The organism is Meiothermus granaticius NBRC 107808 (assembly GCF_003574355.1).
In the GTDB taxonomy this organism is placed as follows: domain Bacteria; phylum Deinococcota; class Deinococci; order Deinococcales; family Thermaceae; genus Meiothermus; species Meiothermus granaticius.
This window is the reverse complement of record NZ_QWLB01000008.1, coordinates 17,458-35,101: the sequence shown is the minus strand read 5'-3', so window position 1 is coordinate 35,101 and position 17,644 is coordinate 17,458. Positions and strand designations below refer to the sequence as shown.

Genomic DNA, 17,644 nt, shown 5'->3' with positions numbered 1-17,644 from the left:
AGACCCTTAGCATGGGGAGTATGTCCGACCTGTACCTGGGAGTAGACTTCGGCCTTAGCAATACAGACATCGCCCTCGTTCAAGACGGAGAATTGCAGGGGCATTGGAGCTTGCACGGGGTGGGCCCGGCCCGCCTCGAGACCCTCTGGCAGGCCGTGCAGTGGAGCGGGGTGCGCCTCGAGGGGCTAAAGGGTTTGGCCACCACGGGGGGGCTATACCGCACCCTACCGGAGGTCCTGGAGGGCATCCCGGTGGTCAAGGTGGGTGAGGCCCAGGCCCTTGGACGCGGTGGGTTGGCGATGGCGGGGCTATCGCAGGCCCTGGTGGTCTCTGCGGGGACCGGGAGTGCCATGGTGGTGGCCCGAAACCAGACGGCCCATCACTTCACCGGAAGCGCGGTGGGTGGGGGCACCCTGCTGGGGTTGGCCAAACTGCTGCTGGGGATCAGCGACCCCCTCGAGCTGGCCCGGCTGGCCGAGCAAGGCGACCCCGGTGGGGTAGATTCCACCCTTTGGGACGTGATCGGTTCGGGCATTGGCCACCTGCCCGCTTCGGCTACCGCGGTGAACTTTGGCCGCATTCTGAGCCTCAGCGAGCCCCCCAAGCGGGAGGACATTGCCGCCGGACTGGTCACCTTGGTGGCTCAGGTGATCGGGATGATCTCGCTCAATGCAGCCAAGGCCGCCGGGATGCCCCAGATTGTGATTGTGGGGCACCTGCCGGATCTGGCCCCGATTCGTGCCGCCTTCGAGCGGGTTTGGCAGTTCTACTCGGTTGAGCCCAGGCCCATCATCCCCGAACGCTCCGGCTGGGCTACGGCCTTTGGAGCGGCGCTCGAGGCCTGGGGGAAGGAGCAGCGCGGTACAATTTCGTAGGGGGATTCGATTATGGCCAGACCGGCTGGTTTGCGCATGGGCTTCGATCCTGAAAACGAAGAATCTGAGGTGGTGTCGCTGTACTTGGGCGAAGGACACGAGACCCGCCTGGTGGTGAATGCCTTTGACCTGGCCGGGGCGATGGCCCGCCTCGAGGATGGCCCTGATCAGGACCCCTTTTTCCCTCCCAGCTCTGCCGAGGGCCTGGCGAGCGATACCGTTGAGGCCGATAGCGAAGAGGGGTTTTCCCCGGAGTCCAGCTTCCCCGCGGAGGAAGCCTACATGGCTGCCGAGGTCGAAACCCTCGAGCCTGGCGGGCTGATGTTATTGCGGCGCATTCTCTATCCCGGCGAGGACCTGCTGGAGATCACCGACCCTACCGGAGCCGTGCATACCTTTGACTATCGAGAAGTGGTGGGGTATTTCCGCCCCATCCTGCCCCGCTGACCTGTAGATTTGGGAGAATGGTGCGCATCACCAGCAGCCACAACCCCCGCCTCAAGGCCCTGGCCGAACTCAAGGAACGCAAGGGCCGCACGCATCAGGGGCGGTTTCTAATTGAGGGGGCGCGCGAGATTGAGCGAGCGCTCAAAGCAGGGATCGAACTCGAGGCCGCGATTGCCTCCGAAGCCTTGAGCGATGAGGAGGCTCGAGTGCGGTCTGGGCTGAGGGTTGAGCACCTGGAATTGCCCGAAACCCTGTTCAAGCGCTTGAGCAGCCGAGAGAACCCGGCGGGCCTGATCGCGGTGGGCCGTATTCCTAAGCGCTCCCTGGCCGACCTGGTGATCCCTCCCAACGCCCTGATCCTGGTGGCGGTGGGGCTGGAGAAACCCGGCAATCTGGGGTCTGTGCTGCGCTCGGCAGATGCGGCCGGGGCTGATGCGGTGCTGGTGGCCGGCGGGGTGGACCTCTACAGCCCCCAGGTGATCCGCAACAGCACCGGGACGATTTTTTCCCTGCCCACCATCCCTGCCTCAGACTCGGAAATCCTATCCTGGCTGCAGCAGCATAAAATCCCACTGGTGGCCAGCACCCCGCATGCCCAAATGCTATTTTGGCAAGCCGACCTGCGCGGAAAGGTGGCCATCGTGGTGGGGCCGGAGCATCAGGGGTTGAGTGAGGGGTGGCTCGAGGGGGCCTCAATCCGGGTGCGAATCCCTATGCAGGGGCAGGCCGACAGCCTGAACGTGGCGGTTTCTGCAGCCCTTCTGCTCTATGAAGCCCGTCGCCAGCGCAGCCACCGCGCATAGAAATGCGGCGAAAACTTGACTCAACCTCGCTCAACTCTATAGCTTTCCCTCTTGACAATCTGATGGAGTGAGGAAAATACTATGTTGCTGGGTTGACACTCTAAACCCTTGACTGTCAAAGGAGGCAAGAGTATGGCAGAAGTCGCTACCAAAATGAAGCCCTTAGGCGACCGTGTGCTGGTTCAGCGGGTGGAAGAAGAGCCCAAGACCCGGGGGGGTATCGTGCTGCCCGACAGCGCTAAGGAGAAACCCCAGCGCGGCAAAGTGATCGCGGTGGGCAGCGGCCGGGTGCTGGATAACGGCACCAAGGTTCCCCTGGAGGTAAAGGTGGGCGACACGGTGCTCTTTGCCAAGTACGGCGGCACCGAGGTCGAGATTGACGGCACTGAATACATCGTGCTCAGCGAGCGCGATCTGCTGGCTGTGCTGTAAAGCCAGCCTCTGAAATGCAGGACTGAAAGGAGCAAAAATTATGGCCAAAACCCTAGTGTTTGACGAAGCCTCTCGGCGTGGGTTGGAGCGCGGCGTAAACGCCGTGGCCAACGCGGTGAAAGTGACCTTGGGCCCCCGTGGGCGCAACGTGGTGCTGGAGAAGAAGTTCGGTTCCCCCACCATCACCAAAGACGGGGTGAGCGTCGCCAAGGAAGTGGAGCTAGAGGATCACTTGGAGAACATCGGGGCCAAGCTGATCATCGAGATCGCCTCCAAGACCAACGACATCACCGGGGACGGCACCACCACTGCCACCGTGCTGGGCCAGGCCATTGTGCGGGAAGGGTTGCGCAACGTGGCGGCCGGGGCCAATCCCCTCGAGCTCAAGCGGGGCATTGAGAAAGCCGTGAGCGCTGCGGTGGAAGAGGTGCAGAAGATGGCGGTGGCGGTGAATGACCGCAAGGCCATCTACGAGGTAGCCAGCGTCTCGGCCAACAACGACACCGAGATCGGCAAGCTGATTGCCGATGCGATGGAGAAGGTGGGCCGCGAGGGCGTGATCACCGTTGAGGAGAGCAAGAGCCTGGACACCGAGCTGAACTTTGTCGAGGGGTACCAGTTCGACAAGGGCTACATCTCCCCTTACTTCGTCAACAACCCCGACGCCATGGAGGCCAGCCTCGATGATCCGTACATCCTGATCACCGAGAAGAAGATCTCCAACGTGCGGGAGCTGCTGCCGGTGCTCGAGCAGGTGGCCCAGACCGGCAAGCCCCTGCTGCTGATCGCCGAGGACGTAGAGGGCGAGGCCCTGGCTACGCTGGTGGTCAACAAGCTGCGCGGCACCTTGAACATCGCTGCGGTCAAGGCCCCGGGCTTTGGGGACCGCCGCAAGGAGATGCTCAAGGACCTGGCCGCTATCACCGGTGGTACCGTGATCAGCGAGGAGCTGGGCTTCAAGCTGGAAAACGCCACCCTCTCCATGCTGGGCCGGGCCGAGCGGGTGCGCATCAACAAGGATGAGACCACCGTGGTGGCCGGCAAGGGCAAGAAGGAAGACATTGACGCCCGGATCAACGGCATCAAGAAGGAGCTCGAGACCTCCGACAGCGAGTACGCCAAGGAGAAGCTCCAGGAGCGCCTGGCCAAGCTGGCCGGTGGGGTGGCGGTGATCCGTGTCGGGGCGGCCACCGAGACCGAGCTCAAGGAGAAGAAGCACCGCTACGAGGATGCCCTCTCCACCGCGCGCGCGGCAGTCGAGGAAGGCATTGTGCCTGGCGGTGGGGTGGCCTTGCTGCGGGCAGCCAGCGCGGTCAAGAACCTGATCAAGGGGCTCGAGGGAGACGAGGCTACCGGCGCCAAGATCGTGCTGCGCGCCCTGGAGGAGCCCGCTCGTCAGATCGCCTCTAACGCGGGATTCGAAGGCAGCGTGGTGGTCAACCAGATCCTCTCCAGCAAGAAGGCCACCTACGGTTTCAACGCCGCGACCGGCGAGTACGGCGACATGATGGAGTGGGGCATTGTAGACCCGGCCAAAGTGACCCGCACCGCCCTGCAGAATGCGGCTTCCATCGGCTCGCTGATCCTCACCACCGAAGCGGTGGTGGCGGAGAAGCCCGAGAAGGAGAAGGCCCCTGCGATGCCCGGCGGGGCTGGCGGCATGGGCGGGGACATGGACTTCTAACCCCAGGATTGGGGAAGGCTCGAGGGAAACCTCGAGCCTTTTGTGTTTATCGCGTTCTCTTGAGCTCGGTGGGTGAAGAGCGCTCTAGGGGGTGCCTTTATGGCCAAACTGATTGAGCAGCACAAAACCGAGCAAGGCAAACCATAGCCCCAGCAGGATTAGGCTGCCCCACCTTCCCCAGAAGGTGGGCTTTTTGACCGGTTCGGCAATCTGGGTGGTAAGGATCTCTGGATCGGTGCCGCTTTGCAGCCGGACCGGCCCGCCCTCGGTATGGAGGGGCAGGGCGTAGGGACGGGTGCGCTGGGGCAACTGGCTTCCCACCGTGACCACCACCGCGCTGATGTTGTCCGGGCCGCCCCACTCGTTGGCCAGCTTGACCAGTTGGGCCACCGCGGGCTCTGGAGGGTTAGTGTTGACCATCTCGGCCAATACCTTGTCTTCCAGCACCCCGCTCAGCCCGTCGGAGCAGAGCAGAAAAACATCCCCCGGCTGCACCCTGAGCCCAACCAAATCCACCTTGGACTGTGGAAAGGAGCCCAGGGCATTGGTAATCACGTTGCGCCAGCGGTGATTGCGGGCCTCTTCCTCGCTCAAAAGCCCCTGCCGCACCCGGTCGGCTACCCAGGAGTGGTCTTGGGTGAGCTGGGTTAGCTCCCCATCGCGCAGCAAATACGCCCGGCTGTCGCCTACGTGGGCGATGAGGGCATAGGGGAGATCCAGCCATAAGGCGGTGCAGGTGGTGCCCATCCCGCGCGACTCCGGCTTTTGCCCGGCCAAGTAGATGGCTTCGTTGGCCAGCTCGAAGGCCTCGAGCAGCCCCTGCGGGGAGGGTTCCTCGCGCTTGAGAAACTCCACAATCTGGCTGACCGCCATCTGCGAGGCCACCTCACCGGTGCGATGCCCCCCCATCCCATCGGCCACCACGAAGATGCCGCCGTAGGGCATCAGGGTCTGGCTGACAGCATCCTCGTTGAGGGCGCGCTTGCGACCGGGATCGGTGAGCGCCGCCGAGAAAACCAGCGGGAGGCTGTCAGAACTGGCCATACTAGGCGCATTATAGGTGAGCGGTTAAAAGAGTCAGGCCAAAAATCACCATAAACTCTGGAACCCTAATCCGCCTCACCCACCTTGCTCTACCCTAGAGGGGTGAGAACCTTCCGCTTGCCCCGTGGTCCCCTGGGCTGGATGATGCTCGGTGCTGCTGCCACCCTGGGGTTGTTCGTGCTGCTCTGGGCCCTGACCGCGTTCTGGGTTTTAGCGGTGGGGGCGGGGGTTGTGGGCAGTCTGGCCTATGCCTGGCGGCGTCTCGAGGCCCGCTGGTGGCCCGGTCGCTGGCGCAGGCTGCCGGCCCGCCGGGGCCCTACCAGGCCCCCTTACTGATGCAGTCGCTATAAATAGGGCAGCCCTGACACAAGGGTCTGCGCGCGGTGCAGCGGTAGCGCCCAAACAGGATCAGGGCGTGGTGGGTGAAGACCCATTTTTCCTTGGGGAATAGCCGCTCGAGGTCAGCCCCGATCTTTTCGGGGTTTTTGTGCGGGGAAAGCCCCAGACGGGAGGCCAAACGGGTGAGGTGGGTGTCCACCGCGATACCGGGGACCCCAAAGGCCGCTCCCAGCACCACCGTGGCGGTTTTCCAGCCTACCCCCGGCAGCTCACGCAGCTTGGCCTTATCCACCGGTACCTCCCCGTCATACCGCTCTACCAACTGCCGAGCCAGCATGACCAGGTTTCTGGCTTTGGCCCGGTAGAGGCCAATGGTTTTGATGTAAGGCTCCACCTCTTCGGGGGAAGCCTGGGCGAGGGCTTTCGCATTGGGGTAGCGCTGGAAGAGGGCCGGAGTGGCCTTGTTCACCGAGGCATCGGTGGCTTGGGCCGAGAGCACCGTAGCCACCAGCAATTCAAAGGGATTGGTATGGGCCAGCTCGGTAGCCGCTTGGGGATACAGGGTTTCCAGCACCGCGAGGATCCTGGAGGCCCGCGCCTGCTTGGCCTTTAGCGATTCCCGTGGGAAGGAGATTTTTGGATCTGGCCCCTCAACCCTGGACATACCTAATAGGCCTTGGCAAAGAGAATCCGCTTGCCATAGGCGCTCGGCCTGCTGCAGCGGATGCAGTTCCCGTGGGCTTGGGGCTCGTCATAGGGGATGCAGCGGGTGGTGGCGGTGGTCTCGGCCTTGATCTCCCGTTCGCAGTCCTTGTCCCCACAGTGGAAGGCTTTGACAAAGCCCTGCTCGACCTTTTCTTTGAACAGATCGTAGCTATCTACTTCCCAGGTGTGGGCCTCGCGAAACTCCAGGGCCCGTTGGTAGAGGTCGCGCTGGAACTGCTCGAGCCGCCCCGGCAGGCTCGCCACCACCTCCCTCAGGGAAACGGTTTCTTTGCCCCCTAAACGGGAGGCCAGGACGGCAGTTCCAGCCTCCACGTCGCGTGGGCCAAGCTCTAGGCGCAGCGGCACTCCTTTCAGCTCCCACTCGTTGAACTTGAAGCCGGGGCTGTACTGGTCGCGGTCATCGAGGGCAACCCGCAGCCCTGCGGCTTTGAGCTCCGCCGCCAGCCCCTCCGCTGCGGGCATGACCTGTGGGCGGGTCTCGGATTTGTAGATGGGCACAATCACCACCTGCACGGGAGCCAGCTTGGGGGGTAGGATCAAGCCTTTGTCATCGCCGTGGGTCATGATCACCGCTCCGACCATGCGCGTGGAAAGGCCCCAGGAGGTGGTGTGGACATGCTTGTTGGCCTGGTCTTTATCCTGGAACTGGATGTCAAAGGCCCGGGCGAAGTTTTGCCCTAGGTAGTGGCTGGTTCCGGATTGCAGGGCTTTCCCATCGCGCATCATGGCCTCGATGGTGGTGGTGTACACGGCTCCGGCAAACTTCTCGCTCTCGGTCTTGACCCCTTCCCACACCGGTACAGCGGCCCACTCCCGGCTCATTCGGGCGTAGATGCCCAGCATCTGCCGCACCTCGGCCTCGGCTTCTTCGGCGGTGGCGTGGGCGGTATGGCCCTCCTGCCATAAAAACTCCGAGGTACGCAGGAAGGGTTTGGTGCGCAATTCCCAGCGCACCACGTTCCCCCATTGGTTGAGCAGCTGAGGCAGGTCGCGGTAGGTGCGGATCCACTTGGCCCACATGTGCCCGATGATGGTCTCCGAGGTGGGCCGAATCGCCAGGGGTTCCTCGAGCTCCTCCCCACCGGCATGGGTCACCACGGCCAGCTCAGGCGCGAACCCCTCGACGTGCTCGGCTTCCTTTTGGAAGAAGCTCATGGGGATCAGCAGAGGGAAATAGGCGTTGGTGTGCCCGGTGGCCTTGAACATCTCGTCCAAGGCCCGCTGGATCCCTTCCCACAGGGCAAATCCGTAGGGGCGAATCACCATGGTGCCTCGAGCGGGACCGTAATCTACCAGTTCGGCTTTCTGGATCACCTCGTTGTACCACTCATTGAAATCCTGAGACTGCGGAGTTATGCCTTTGTCCTTGGCCATACCGACCCATCATAGCGGATGGGATTGATCCGATAGGCGGCGGAATTGGGCGGCTCGAGACCCCCGGTAGAAACGCAACGTCTAAGAAACGTGAGGATTAACACCAAATATGCAACCCAAGGCGTATATTGGGAGGGCAATATACAAACCTGAAGGGAAGGGTAGAGCACGTCTCGGCTGGATCGGTGTGTCTTTGGGTTTGATTGCTGCAGGAGGAGGGTGGTTGGATGAAACGGTGGATTTGGCTGATAGCACTGGCAGGGCTTTTAGCGGCCTGTGGGGGGATCAAGAACGGGGCAAAACCCAGCCTCGAGACCCTCGCTTCCTTGCCGGATGGGGGGGTCGGCAAGCTGGTCAATGAAACCCCTACCCGCTGGTTTGTGGAGCTCGCGGGAGGGGCCACCAGCGATGGGGTGAGCTTGCAGAGTGTGCAGACCCAGCAGGCGGCGTTCCGCCAGGCCGCCCAGGCGGCGGGCGTGACCATTCACTACACCTACACCAATCTGTTTAACGGCTTCTCGGTTGAGGTCAAGGGCAGCCCAAACAAGCTCTACACCCTGCCTGGGGTGGTGGCCATTTACCCGGTGCGCACGGAGAGCCTGCCCCCGCTGCAGAATGCCAGTCCCAACGTGGATAGCTCGCTCAGCATGACCGGGGCGGATATCGCCCAAAACGACCTGGGGCTCACCGGTCGTGGGGTCAAGGTGGGGATCATTGATACCGGTATAGACCTCCAGCACCCCGCGTTTGCGGGGCGGATCATTACCGGATATGACTTCGTGGGCAACGCCTACGACGCCAGCGATCCGGCTCACGATGTCCCTGTGCCCGGCCCCAATCCCGACGATTGCAACGGCCATGGTACCCACGTGGCAGGGATTGTGGGGGGCAAGGACTCCCAGATCACTGGGGTGGCCCCAGGGGTAAAGTTCGGGGCCTACAAGGTGTTTGGCTGTGAGGGCTCCACCTCCGATGAGGTGGTGATGGCGGCACTGGAGCGGGCTGAGACCGATGGCATGGACATCGTGAACATGAGCCTGGGCTCGCCTTATGGCTGGTCGGCGATCGGTAAAGCCATCACCCAGATGATCAAACGGGGGGTGGTGGTAGTGGCCTCTGCCGGCAACGACGGTGGGCTGGGCCTGTTCGCTACCGGCGGCCCCGCGGCCACCCAGGGGGTGATCAGCGTAGCCTCCTTTGATAACATCCGGGTCTCGGCCAATTCTGCCATCATCAACCCCGGGGGAGCCGCGCTGCCCTACCTGCCCTTAGAGGGTGCCCTCGAGGCACCTACCAGTGGAACCTCGGCCCCGTTGGTGTATGTGGGAAGGGGTTGTGCTGCCGATGCCTATTTGGCGGATCCCTCCGGTAAGGTGGCCCTGATTGATCGGGGGAGCTGTACCTTCAACGAGAAGTATCAAAAGGCCGTGGGAGCCGGAGCGGTGGGCGTGGTAATCGCCAACAATGTGGACGGCTTCTTTGCTGGGGGTGGGATTGCTCCAGGGCCGGTTTTCGGGATCTGCATCACCAAGGCCGATGGGGCCGCTCTCAAGGCGCTTGGCAACCCCACCCTGACCTGGACAGCCGACCTGGTGCAAGCCTCTAACCCCACCGGCAACCGCATCTCCAGCTTTAGCTCTTGGGGCTTGAGCCAGGACCTCGAGCTACGCCCCGACCTGGGAGCCCCCGGTGGGCTGATCCGTTCGGCCTATCCCCTGGACAAAGGCGGGTATGCCATCCTGAGCGGAACCTCGATGTCCTCTCCGCAGGTGGCGGGTGCGGCCGCCCTGCTCCTGGAGGGCAACCCGGCCTTCTGGGGGGTCCAGCGCCCCAGCGAGGTCAAGAAGTACCTGCAGAATACCGCCATGCCCAGGGCCTTCTCGCTGGCTCCTACCTCGGGCTTGCCGGAGACCAGCTACCGCGAAGGCGCAGGGATGATCGATATCGTGGCGGCAGTGCAAGACCGCGTCACCATCACCCCGCCCAGCATCTCCTTTGCCAGGGTTGCAGGTGCCTATACCCAGACCCTGACCCTGAAGAACCGCAGCAATGTACCCCTGATCTACAAACCCACCCATGTCCCTGGCCCCTCGGCAACCGGCAGCGTCTATAGCCCGAGCTTTGTCACCGGGTTTGCCAGCGTGAGCTTCAGCGCCCCACAGGTGACCGTGCCCGCCAAGGGAGAGGTTAACCTCAACGTGACCATCACCCCCAACCCGGCCCTTCCAGCCAAGAGCCTGTATGGGGGGTATATCCTCTTCCAGCCGGTGGGTGCGGGGATTGCCCTGAACGTTCCCTATGTGGGAATGGTAGGGGGATACCAGGCCATCAAGGTGCTTACCCCCACCCCCTACGGTCTGCCCTGGCTCTCCAACGCCAACTTTGACAACCTGAGCAGCGGAGCCAGCTTCACTCTGCAGAATGGCGATGTGCCCGTGCTGCTGGTGCACTTCGAGCACGGAGCGCGGCTCTACGATATCGTCATCCTCAACGCAGTCACCGGCCAGCCGATCCATCCCAAGTTCAACAAGGCCGATTACGGCGAGTTCATCAGCCGCAATTCCAGCGCGACCGGCATCTATGCCATCCCCTGGGATGGCACCCGCATCACCAGCTACAAAACCCAGGACGCCTACGGCACCAACTACAAGGTTCCGGAGGAGTTTAAGCCCGTGCCCAATGGGCAGTACAAGCTCATGGTGCGGGTGCTCAAACCCACCGGCAATCCGGATATCCCCACCGACTGGGAGACCTGGACCTCACCCACCATCACCCTGGCCCGTCCCTAAACACCGATTGGGCTACAACATGACCCCCATCCGGGGGTCATGTTGGTTTAGAGCGCTCTTCTTCAAGAAACCCTTGTCCTGCACAGAACTGTGGCTGCCGGGAAACTCGAAACCCAAGCGCGGGCGGTCCCGCCGGTGAAGGGCGCGGTAGGGGGCTAGGTTGAGCTTAGGGCGCATTTCCCAAAGTCCTTGGGGGGGATAGACTGGGCCTAACCTATGGAACTGCGCGGCCCTCATGTGCTCTTGCGCCCTCCTCGGCCCGAGGATGCCGCAGAGCTGTTCCCCTACGCTTCCGACCCGGAAATTGCCGAATTCATGTACTGGGGGCCGCATACCACCGTGGAGGAGACCGCCGCCTACCTCGAGGACCTGGCCACCAAGGAAGCCATGTTCGTAATTGAGGTGGGGGGGAGTGCGGCTGGGGTAACCGGCATGACCGTGGACTGGGAGAACCGCCTGGGCGAGACCGAGACCTGGATTGGGCGGCCCTACTGGGGGCAGGGGCTCAACACCGAGGCCAAGGTGGTGTTGTTTGATTTCATGTTTGGCCCCCCGGAGCTCAAGCGCATCCAGTCGCTGACCCATGTGAACAATACCCGTTCCCAACGGGCCCTGGAAAAGCTTGGCTTCAAGCGGGAGGGGTTGTTGCGCCGTTACCGTTGGATTCGGGGAGAGCCCTGGGACGTGTACATGTACAGCCTTCTGCCGGAGGAATGGTTGAGCAGCCGTCCCCCTATCTACTACTGAGGGTCCTTCTGTGTCAGGATTTGGCCCGTTCAGGCTGTGCCGGCGAGGCCGATCCGCGGGTTTTGAACGGCAGCTTTCCCTGGGCCTCGGTTCCGGCCAGTACCCGAACCAGGGCCTCGAGCGTGGGCGCGCGAAACCCATAGCTTATGAAAGCCGGCTGCTTCAGAGCCAGGAGGTGGTAGGGGTTCCACAACGCCAGGTGAACCGCGGGTTTGCCCAGCCTAAAGGCCTGGCGCAGCAGCCTGGCCTCGGCGGGGCTCAGCGGTTCTCGTCCTACAGAGGCCACCAGCAAGAAGTCCGCTTTTTGAGCCGCTTCTTCTAGGGGCTCGAGGTACTCCGTGGCGTTTTTGGGGTCATATACAAACAGATGGACCTTGGGGAAGCGCTTTTTGAGGCGTTTGGCAAACTCGGAAACAGCCAGGGTTTCGCCATAGGGGCCCGCTGAAAAAGCGCTTCCTGCTGAGACGATCAAGACCTTTTGATCGGCCTGGGGGCGTGGCGGTTGGCGGTAGGCGGTGATGCTCCGCAGGGCCACCTGGTCCATCAGGCGCCGGTCAGCGGCGAGCTGGGCTTTGGGGTAGGGGCGGGGTTGGCTGGGAAAGCGCTGGGCGGCCTGGGAGAGGCGCTGGAGGCTGGCTGCAGCTTGGTCGGTAGGGATGGCCCCTTGTTCCAGGGCTTCCGCAATGGCCTCGAGCTGCACCCGGTGCACCTCGGGCTTACCCAGCGACAGGATCATATCGGCCCCGGCTTTGAGGCTCTGGGCTGCGGCCTGGCCCATCGGGTACCGCTTGGTGATGGCTTGCATGTCTAGGGCATCGGTGATGACGACCCCGCCATAGCCCATCTTTTGGCGCAACCACCCGGTCAGGATCGCTCGAGAGAGGGTGGCCGGGTGCTCGGGATCCAAAGCGGGGAAGACGATGTGGGCACTCATCACCGAGGCCACGGGGACGGCTGCGGCTTGGCGAAATGGGTACAGCTCGGTGCGCTCGAGCTCGTCTAGCGGTTTGTTGACCGTTGGAAGCTCGAGGTGGCTATCCAGCGCGGTATCCCCATGCCCAGGGAAGTGCTTCACCGAGGCCATCACCCCCGCCCCCTCCAAACCTCTGGCCCAGGCCAGCCCCAGCCGCGCCACCTTCTTGGGGTCGGAGCCGAAGCTGCGATCCCCGATCACCGGGTTGCTTGGATTGGTGTTGACATCCAGCGAGGGGGCAAAGTTCCAGTTAATGCCCAGGGAGATCAACCCCCGGCCCACCGCAGCGCCCACCTGTTCTGCCAGTTTGGGGTCGCCTACGGCGCCTAGGGCCATGGCCGAGGGGGCCAGGGCCAGCTCGAGCACCCGCTGCACCGCGCCCCCTTCCTGATCGATGGCGATGAGCACCTCGGGGCCCAGCACGCTGCGCAGCTCCCCGGTCAATTGCCGTACCTGAGCCGGGCGCTGAATGTTGCGCCGGAACAGGCAGACCCCCCCAAAGCGGTAGCGCTCCAGATGGGCTCGAGTTTCCGGGTCCAGGACCGGGCTAGGGATATCCACCATCATCATGCGGGCAGCGAGTTGTCGAGGATTGGTCATGGTGCCTCCAGGGATACTTGACAAAATACTACTTCAAATCATAACTTTCTAGATAGAGTAAAACTTCAAGGAGCCCCCGTGACTGAATCCCATACCGAGATTGCAGAACGCCTGCGGCAGGGCCTTATCGCCTCCTGCCAGCCGGTGCGGGGCGGGCCTTTAGACCAGCCCCATTTGGTTGCCGCTCTGGCTCTGGCCACCCTCGCCGGTGGGGCGGTAGCCCTGCGCATCGAGGGTCTGGCGGATGTGGAGGCCGTCCGTGCGGTAACGCACCTGCCCATCATCGGCCTGGTCAAGCGCGAGGTGCCGGATTCGCCGGTGTACATCACGCCGGAACTCACCGACGTGGAGGGCTTGGCGGCTCGAGGAGCCCAGATCATCGCTTTCGACGCCACCCGTCGCCCCCGTCCGGTATCGGTGCTGGCCCTGATCGAGGCGATTCACGCGCAGGGCTGCTTGGCCATGGCCGATTGCTCCACGGTAGAGGAGGGCTTGGAGGCGCACCGCTTAGGGGCGGATTTCGTGGGCTCCACCCTGTCTGGTTATACTGAGTACTCCCCCCAGCTCCCAGGCCCAGACCTGGAGATGGTGCGAAGGCTGGCCCAGCGGGGGGTGCGGGTCATCGCTGAAGGGCGGATCTCCAGACCGGAGGAGGCCCGGGCCGCGCTCGAGGCTGGGGCCTTCGCCGTCACCGTAGGAACCGCCTTGACCCGTGTCGAAGTCATCACCGAGGGGTTCGTGAGGGTCTTGCGTCCTCAGGCAACAGAGTTCAAGGGAGGCAAACTATGAAGAAGTACAAGTGGTTGTTCGGTTTGGTGGCTGCCTTGGGGCTGGCTTCGGCCCAGAGCACCGAGGTCACGTTGCTGTTCTGGCCCGGCCCCGAGAGCGAGGCCATGCAGAAGGTCCTCGACGCCTACAACTCGGGCCAGGGCAAAACCGATGGAGTGTCGGTGAAGCAGATACTGTTCTCGCGCGAGGGCTACTTCGACAAAGAACTCACCGACCTGGCGGCAGGGTCCAAAGAGTTCGACATGGCCCTCGTCACCACCTACACCCTGGGCCGCTATGCGCCCTACCTGGCCCCGCTTGACAGCTATCTGAATAAACAGAACCTCGGTGCCTTCATCCCCTCGGCGGTCAGCTCGCTCAACTTCCAGGGTAAGCAGTACGGGGTGCCTACCGACGTTTCCAACCACTTCACCTACTACCGCAAAGACCTCGTGGATCGGCTACTTAAAGACACCGCCTGGCAGACCCGCTACCGCCAGATCAGCCAGCGCGTGCTGGGCAAGGCCCTAAGCCCCAAGCCCGCCGACCAGTGGACCTGGGACGACTACATGGCGACGGCCCTGTTTTTCACCAAGTCGCTCAACCCCGACTCGCCTACCGTCTACGGTACCGCGCTCCAGGCCAAGAACCTGCTATTCAACGTTATGATCTGGCAGAGCACCCTGGTCTCCTACGGCGGCAATCTCTTCGACAAGGACGGCAAGCCCAGTATTGACTCGGACGCCGCGCGCAAGGGCCTTGCGATCTACACAACGTTGTTCAAGAACCGGGCTACCCCGCCGGGGAGCACCAACTACGAGTACGCCGAGGCCAACGAGGCGTTCCGGGGCGGGCAGGTGGCGACGATCCTCCAGTGGTCGGCGGCGTTCAACGAGCTGTCCGACAAGGAGAAGTCGCCGCAGGTTTACGACAAGGTGGCCTTGGCCCCGATGCCCGCCGGGCCACAGGGTCACAAGACTCACGTCCACAGCCTGGGCATCGGGATGAACAACGCCTCGGAGAAGAAGGCCGCGGCGGGCAAGTTCATGGCCTGGCTGGGTAGCGAGACGGCGATGAAGGTCTACGCCGAGGCGGGTGGGCTGCCCCCGGTGGGGAGCGTGCTGCGCGGGCTCGCAAGCAAACGCCCGGAGTTCCCGCTGGTGGCCGACCACATCAACAAGTACGGTTTCGTAGTGAACGGCGGTACGGCAGCCTACGCGGTTCCGGTGTACACGGCACTGGCGCAGGAGTTCTCGGCGGTATGGGCGGGAACCAAGAGTGTGGATGACGCACTCAAAGCCGCCACCGAGGCGATGACCCGGCTGTCCACGCAGAAGTGAGCGTTTTGGAATGACCCCTCATCGGCCCACCTCGGACAGGCTCTTCTCCCCCTGTGCGGAGGAGGGGAGCCTAGACGTGCTTAAGCAGGCATCTCCAAAGCGCGTTAGGGAGGGCGGTAACAGTGCGCCTCTCTGAGCAGAGAATCCCCCAAGTGCGGCCCAGGTGGAAGCGCCTCGAGCCCGCCGTGTGGCTGCTGGTTGCCCCGCTGCTGCTGTTCCTGTTGCTCACGCTGGGGTTCCCGCTCCTCGCCAACCTTTTCTATAGCCTCACCGACCTGAGCTTCCGTAACCTGCGTAGCCCCGATCTGACCGGCTTTGGCAACTTCGCCAGTGCCTTGCGCGACCCCGTGTTCTGGGGGGGGTTGGGCTTCAGCCTGCGGTTCGCGCTGGCGGCAACTTTTTTCGAGGTACTGCTGGGCCTCCTAATGGCACTGGCGTTCCAGCCGATCTTGGAGCGCCACCGCCCGCTCCTGGCCCTGCTGCTCTTGCCGATGATGGTGGCCCCGGCCCTGCTGGGTACGATGTATCGCCTCATCCTCAACGACTTTATTGGAGTTGTGCCGGATTTGGCTCAACGATTGGGCCTCTTCGTCAACTTCCTCACCCCTCCGCTGGTGGTCCCGACCTTGGTCGCTATCGAGGTGTTGCAGTGGACCCCCTTCGCGCTACTCATCCTCTACACTGCCCTGCAAGCCATCCCCGGCGAGCTGCACGAGGCGGCCAAGGTGGATGGGGCCAACAGTTGGCAACAGTTGCGGTTCGTGACACTGCCGCTGCTGGTTCCAGCGCTCGCCATCACCGCCCTCATCCGCTTCATTGACTCGTTCCGGGTCTTTGACCACATTATGGTGCTGACCGGCGGCGGGCCGGGGACTTCCACCACGAGCATCAGCATCTACATCTACCTCCAGTTCTTCCGCAACGACGAACTGGGTACGGCAATCGCGGCCTCGCTGTTCCTGCTGCTGTTGGCGCTGGTACCGTTATTCATCTCGATGCGGGTCGCACTCCGGGAGTGGGGCCGTGCGTAAGACTTTCGCCCCGTTGGAAGCGCTGCGCTGGACATTCTTCGTCCTTGTGGTGGTGGTGTTTAACTTCCCGCTGCTGTTCACTGCTGCCACCTCGCTCAAGACTACCCCGCAGATCACCGCCAAGGTGTGGCTGTTCGCGCCGACCCTCGAGCACTACCTGAAGATCTTCACCGACAGGAGCCTGGACTTCCCCCGCTATCTCCTCAACAGCATCAGCATCTCGCTCGGCGGCACCCTGATTGCCGTCGCGGTCACGCTCCCCGCCGCCTACGCGATAGTGCGGTTCGGCCTGGGGCGCGGAAATTTGCTGCCGCTTATAACCAACCTTCGCGCTGTGCCGCTCATCATATTCGCCATTCCATTTTACTTAATGTTCCAGACGGTCGGGTTGCTCGACACGCGTACTGGGCTGGCAATCATCGCCGCCGTGATCAACGTGCCGCTGGCCTTGATCTTGTTGGTCGGCTTCATCCAAGACTTCCCGCCCGAGATCGAGGAGGCCGCGAGAGTGGACGGGGCAGGCACGCTCGGGGTGTTCCGCCACATTATCGTGCCACTGGCGATACCGGTGCTGGTTGCGGTTTCGATCCTCAGCTTCATCTACTCCTGGAACGAGTACCTGTTCGGCCTGATCCTCACCACCAAGAACGCCATCCCGGTGACGGTGGGCTCGGCTCTGTTCATCACCTCCTGGGGGGTACGCTGGGGCGAGATCGCGGCGGCGATGACGGTATCGGCCTTACCGCCCCTGGTTCTGGGAATGTTCGGCTATCGGTATTTGGCAAGGGCGCTGGTCGCCGGAGCAGTGAAGGGATGAGGGGCTCGCCGAGCGGGGCTTTAGTCTCCTTGCGCAGCTTGGGCAGCGGGATGACCCCGGCCCTGCGCAAGATTGCTGAGTATGTGCAGCAAGACCCGCAGAAGCTGCTCTATCAGACCGTGGTGGAGGTGGCCGAGGCCTCAGGGGCTTCAGAGGCCAGCGTGATCCGTTTCTGCCGTGATCTGGGGTTCAGTGGATTCCAGGATTTCAAGCTGGCCCTGGCCTCGGACCTGGCCGCAAGCCCGGTTGGGCTCTCCCCCCAGGACGATCCGCATACCCCCGAGGAGGCGCTCGAGTACGTTACCCATCACGCCCGGCAAGCCCTGGAGGACACCCGCCGCTTGCTCGACCTGAAGGCGGTAGCGCAGGCGGTGGAGTTTTTCCTGACGGCCCGCCGCATTGACCTCTACGGGGTGGGAGCCTCTGGCGTGACCGCTCAGGACTTCGCCTATAAGTTTTTGCGGCTGGGCTACGCGGTGCAAAGCTACGCCGACCCCCACTTGGCGGCGATGTCGGCGGCGACCCTAGACAGGGAGGGCTTAGCCATCGCCATCACCCGTTCGGGGACCACCATCGATACCGTAAAGGCCCTCGAGGTCGCCCGGCGCGCAGGGGCCAAGACCCTGGCCCTTACCCAGCGGCTCAAAAGCCCCATTGCGCGGGTTGCGGAGGTGACCCTAGTGACCTCGGTGACCGAGAGCCCGCTGACCGGCGGCTCGGTTTCGGCCAAGATGGGCCAGCTATTGGTGCTGGACCTGCTCTATACCCTGGTGGCGCTGCGCCGCAAGGAGGCCCAGGAGTTCATCTCGAGGACCGCCGCGGCTGTGGCCGACAGGAATTACTGATGAATATGGC

The 17,644-nt window shown here is 63.0% G+C and carries 17 protein-coding genes; 13 read left to right on the top strand and 4 right to left on the bottom strand.

What is annotated here, in order from left to right; all coding sequences use genetic code 11:
• Nucleotides 1-20 precede the first annotated feature (20 nt).
• The 5 genes from Mgrana_RS04190 (at nucleotide 21) to groL (ending at nucleotide 4,241) form a co-directional block, all read left to right on the top strand.
• Nucleotides 21-875, top strand: a complete 855-nt coding sequence (locus Mgrana_RS04190; protein WP_119356351.1) for an acetate and sugar kinases/Hsc70/actin family protein — start codon at nucleotides 21-23, stop codon at nucleotides 873-875.
• 12 nt (nucleotides 876-887) lie between these two features.
• Nucleotides 888-1,322 (top strand): hypothetical protein, encoded by a 435-nt coding sequence (locus tag Mgrana_RS04185; RefSeq protein WP_119356350.1) that lies wholly within the window; start codon nucleotides 888-890, stop codon nucleotides 1,320-1,322.
• Nucleotides 1,323-1,342: 20 nt separating this feature from the next.
• Nucleotides 1,343-2,125: a TrmH family RNA methyltransferase gene (locus Mgrana_RS04180; protein ID WP_119356403.1), complete on the top strand. Its 783-nt coding sequence runs from the start codon at nucleotides 1,343-1,345 to the stop codon at nucleotides 2,123-2,125.
• Nucleotides 2,126-2,257: 132 nt separating this feature from the next.
• Nucleotides 2,258-2,557 carry a co-chaperone GroES gene (gene groES, locus Mgrana_RS04175; protein WP_119356349.1) on the top strand — a complete coding sequence of 100 codons (300 nt, stop codon included), beginning with the start codon at nucleotides 2,258-2,260 and terminating at the stop codon, nucleotides 2,555-2,557.
• A 40-nt stretch (nucleotides 2,558-2,597) separates the two neighbouring features.
• The gene (groL, locus tag Mgrana_RS04170) at nucleotides 2,598-4,241 is read left to right on the top strand and encodes a chaperonin GroEL (protein WP_119356348.1); all 1,644 of its coding nucleotides are present in this window, start codon (nucleotides 2,598-2,600) and stop codon (nucleotides 4,239-4,241) included.
• Nucleotides 4,242-4,325: 84 nt separating this feature from the next.
• Here the strand turns inward: groL and Mgrana_RS04165 are convergent, their stop codons facing one another.
• Nucleotides 4,326-5,285 (bottom strand): Stp1/IreP family PP2C-type Ser/Thr phosphatase, encoded by a 960-nt coding sequence (locus tag Mgrana_RS04165; RefSeq protein WP_119356347.1) that lies wholly within the window; start codon nucleotides 5,283-5,285, stop codon nucleotides 4,326-4,328.
• 102 nt (nucleotides 5,286-5,387) lie between these two features.
• Here Mgrana_RS04165 and Mgrana_RS04160 point away from each other — a divergent pair, with 102 nt between their 5' ends.
• Complete coding sequence (locus tag Mgrana_RS04160; protein ID WP_240631242.1) at nucleotides 5,388-5,621, top strand: hypothetical protein; 234 nt, start codon at nucleotides 5,388-5,390, stop codon at nucleotides 5,619-5,621.
• Here Mgrana_RS04160 and nth read toward each other — a convergent pair.
• Together nth and proS are read right to left on the bottom strand one after the other, a co-directional pair.
• Complete coding sequence (gene nth / locus Mgrana_RS04155; RefSeq protein ID WP_119356346.1) at nucleotides 5,602-6,288, bottom strand: endonuclease III; 687 nt, start codon at nucleotides 6,286-6,288, stop codon at nucleotides 5,602-5,604. The two genes, Mgrana_RS04160 and nth, sit on opposite strands and share 20 nt — an antisense overlap.
• A gap of 2 nt (nucleotides 6,289-6,290) precedes the next feature.
• The gene (proS, locus tag Mgrana_RS04150; protein WP_119356345.1) at nucleotides 6,291-7,724 is read right to left on the bottom strand and encodes a proline--tRNA ligase; all 1,434 of its coding nucleotides are present in this window, start codon (nucleotides 7,722-7,724) and stop codon (nucleotides 6,291-6,293) included.
• A gap of 227 nt (nucleotides 7,725-7,951) precedes the next feature.
• Between proS and Mgrana_RS04145 the strand changes: the two genes are divergently transcribed.
• Both Mgrana_RS04145 and Mgrana_RS04140 read left to right on the top strand, forming a co-directional pair.
• The gene (locus Mgrana_RS04145) at nucleotides 7,952-10,513 is read left to right on the top strand and encodes a S8 family serine peptidase (protein ID WP_119356344.1); all 2,562 of its coding nucleotides are present in this window, start codon (nucleotides 7,952-7,954) and stop codon (nucleotides 10,511-10,513) included.
• A gap of 216 nt (nucleotides 10,514-10,729) precedes the next feature.
• Complete coding sequence (locus Mgrana_RS04140; RefSeq protein ID WP_119356343.1) at nucleotides 10,730-11,260, top strand: GNAT family N-acetyltransferase; 531 nt, start codon at nucleotides 10,730-10,732, stop codon at nucleotides 11,258-11,260.
• A 13-nt stretch (nucleotides 11,261-11,273) separates the two neighbouring features.
• Here Mgrana_RS04140 and nagZ read toward each other — a convergent pair whose 3' ends face one another.
• Entirely contained in the window at nucleotides 11,274-12,833 is a 1,560-nt protein-coding gene (gene nagZ, locus Mgrana_RS04135) for a beta-N-acetylhexosaminidase (protein ID WP_240631241.1), read from the bottom strand.
• Between the two features lie 78 nt (nucleotides 12,834-12,911).
• Here nagZ and Mgrana_RS04130 point away from each other — a divergent pair, with 78 nt between their 5' ends.
• The 5 genes from Mgrana_RS04130 (at nucleotide 12,912) to Mgrana_RS04110 (ending at nucleotide 17,634) form a co-directional block, all read left to right on the top strand.
• A complete protein-coding gene (locus Mgrana_RS04130; protein WP_119356342.1) occupies nucleotides 12,912-13,622 on the top strand; it encodes an N-acetylmannosamine-6-phosphate 2-epimerase in 711 nt (236 codons plus the stop codon).
• Nucleotides 13,619-14,941: an ABC transporter substrate-binding protein gene (locus Mgrana_RS04125; protein WP_119356341.1), complete on the top strand. Its 1,323-nt coding sequence runs from the start codon at nucleotides 13,619-13,621 to the stop codon at nucleotides 14,939-14,941. The genes Mgrana_RS04130 and Mgrana_RS04125 overlap by 4 nt, the downstream gene beginning before the upstream one ends.
• 152 nt (nucleotides 14,942-15,093) lie before the next feature.
• Nucleotides 15,094-15,972 carry a carbohydrate ABC transporter permease gene (locus Mgrana_RS04120; protein WP_206075047.1) on the top strand — a complete coding sequence of 293 codons (879 nt, stop codon included), beginning with the start codon at nucleotides 15,094-15,096 and terminating at the stop codon, nucleotides 15,970-15,972.
• Entirely contained in the window at nucleotides 15,965-16,789 is an 825-nt protein-coding gene (locus Mgrana_RS04115) for a carbohydrate ABC transporter permease (protein WP_206075046.1), read from the top strand. Before Mgrana_RS04120 ends, Mgrana_RS04115 begins: the two co-directional genes overlap by 8 nt.
• Complete coding sequence (locus Mgrana_RS04110) at nucleotides 16,786-17,634, top strand: MurR/RpiR family transcriptional regulator (RefSeq protein WP_119356340.1); 849 nt, start codon at nucleotides 16,786-16,788, stop codon at nucleotides 17,632-17,634. The genes Mgrana_RS04115 and Mgrana_RS04110 overlap by 4 nt, the downstream gene beginning before the upstream one ends.
• The last annotated feature ends 10 nt before the right edge of the window (nucleotides 17,635-17,644 follow it).